The following is a 2,386-nucleotide window of genomic DNA, read 5'->3' as shown; positions in this document are numbered from 1 at the left end:
TTGAATATCAGTTAGTGACAATTCTCGGGCCAACACCACTCGTTTAAAACCCATATCAGCCAGGAAGTTAACTCCTGCCAAATTATGAGCAGTCATCTGCGTACTGGCATGCAATGGCAGTTCAGGAACAACCTGTTTGGCTATAGCTGCCACTCCTAGGTCCTGTACGATAATCGCATCAACACCAATATCATATAAAAGCCGTAAATAATCAACCAGCAAAGGCACTTCACTATCATCTACCAACGTGTTTACAGTAACAAAAACAAGTACTCCGCGCAAATGGGCAAAGCGTACCGCTTCGGCTAACTCCTCGTCGGTAAAATTCGGTGCGTAATGTCTGGCACCAAACATCTTACCGCCTAGATAAACGGCATTTGCCCCACTCTCTACTGCTGCAACCAGAGCCTCTTTGCTGCCAACAGGTGCGAGTAATTCGATCACAACAATCATCCTTTCAATAAAACCTCTAGTATTGCAGGCGCAATATCTGACAAATCACTAATCCCTTCTGTTATTGTTTGTGCTCCACCACCTATGGCAATAAGCGGTACTTTATTAACCGTATGCGTTTTAACCTCAAAATTTTCAAAATTACCATGATCACTGGTTATTAACAGTAAGGTATCTGTAGGCAACATCTCAATAACGGCCTCAATAAATTCATCAAGGTTCTGCAAAATTATCTGTGCATGGTGCCAGTCTTGCTTATGACCTGCACGGTCTGTTTGAAAATACTCAAAAATTGTAAAAGCATTGTTTTGGGAAATAGTAATTAAATGTTGTGCGGCCTGTTGCGGTGTTACAGGAGAAATATCCATACCAGCGTCCTTTAACATTTGGTTGGTAATATCCTGATATACAGCTTGTCCCCTACTAAGTTCAGGTACAGAGCGCAGTACCATACCTGTACTTAGCGCCGCCAAAGTAATGGCTGAATGGCGGCGTTTACGACTGGCTACCAATTCAAAATAGTTTGGCATATACATGTTAGCCGATGTAGCCGTCAGACCGGATTCAACTAATTTTTTCATAAAATTGTTATCGATAATTAATTTTGATAACTCTGGTCCGGGAAAAGCCTGTATATGACGTCCCATAATTTTGGCGGTATTTAGACCCGTAAGTATAGCAGCCTGGCCTGTTGCACTTTGTGGTAGTCCTTCCACACCTAACGTAGCGTCAATAGGTACCATAGAGCAATTAACTCCCAGAGTCCATGTTAATTCTTCTGTCAATCTTCTGCCAAAGCGCGACGTAATACTGTTTAATCCAAACCGAACCAAAGGATTTGTCTTTGGATCATCTTTGCCCAAACCAATGCCATCAATAAATAGCAGCAACACTCTCATATGGAAACCGCCTTTAGATCTTAGCATGATAGCTTCTGCGGCACACCCCAAGCAGCACACAATAAGAATCAGTATGTAGCATAAGAAAGAAGAAGGGATATCCCTTCCTCTCACTAATGTAATTCTTTATCTTTATCAACAAGGGCTTCATTGCCCCCATTTCTGATTGCCTGTTGTTCTCGCAAATGTGCAGCTAAAAATTGAACATCATCCATAAATTTCTCAAATTTTGCCCACTTTTCCCCAGCCAAACTTAGTGGATTATCATATATGCTTTTGATATAATTCTCAAATTCTTTTTTGGTTAATGGCTCAGTTTCAGGTGTGCGAACCATGGTGAATTCGCCACAGCTTTCCAAGCGGGCGGTTTCAATGATACTTAAGTCAGACATATCAAGCCCTTTTTTATGCAATTCCTGGCGCAAATCATCATAATTAAAGTGAGTTTTAGCAAAATTTTCTTTAATAATACGCCCATCTTTAATCAAAGTTACCGGTGTACCTTCAAACCACTTTCGCAAAGTTTTATTTTTTAATGCTAAATACCCCAGAAGCTGTTGAAGCAACAACAGTGCTATTAATACTACTATCCCGGAACCTAGGGTAGGATTTTGATCCATTGTGCCGGCAATAATAATATCACCTATGCCAACCATAATAATAAAGTCAAAAGGTGACAATTGACCGACAGTACGGTTACCCATCAACCTGACGACAACAAATGCTACTATACATAATACTATGAAGCGTAATAATACTTCAAATAATGAACCGCTGTCGAACACGGTACCACTCCTTTTCTGTCTGTATTATTAGCATGACTTCAGAGTGTTATACCGTATAGTATAAGTATTATTTATCTTCTTTTATCATTTCGAGCAACTCCAGATAATCTTGCTCTAAACGCAATAATTCATCAACAAGATTTAAGGCTGTTAAGACAGCGATTTTGGTTGGCGACAGCCTGAGATTGGCTTTAGCCGTTTGTTTCATGCGTTCATCAAGTATAGCTGCTAAACGCTTGATTCGGTCTG

4 protein-coding genes are annotated in these 2,386 nt (G+C 40.4%); all 4 read right to left on the bottom strand.

Annotated elements, in window-relative coordinates:
• Window positions 1-444 (bottom strand): peptidase U32 family protein (locus tag AC29Z1_RS16700; RefSeq protein WP_488272581.1); only part of this gene is annotated, 444 nt, incomplete at its 3' end.
• A 5-nt stretch (window positions 445-449) separates the two neighbouring features.
• Window positions 450-1,352: an alkaline phosphatase family protein gene (locus AC29Z1_RS16695; RefSeq protein WP_488272580.1), complete on the bottom strand. Its 903-nt coding sequence runs from the start codon at window positions 1,350-1,352 to the stop codon at window positions 450-452.
• A 113-nt stretch (window positions 1,353-1,465) separates the two neighbouring features.
• A complete protein-coding gene (locus tag AC29Z1_RS16690) occupies window positions 1,466-2,137 on the bottom strand; it encodes a DUF421 domain-containing protein (RefSeq protein WP_488272579.1) in 672 nt (223 codons plus the stop codon).
• A gap of 67 nt (window positions 2,138-2,204) precedes the next feature.
• Window positions 2,205-2,386 (bottom strand): cell division protein ZapA (locus AC29Z1_RS16685; RefSeq protein WP_488272578.1); only part of this gene is annotated, 182 nt, incomplete at its 5' end.

The sequence above is a fragment of the Sporomusa sp. genome, assembly GCF_057736855.1.
Note: the sequence above shows the minus strand (reverse complement) of the source record. Positions and strands in the feature narration are given on the sequence as shown.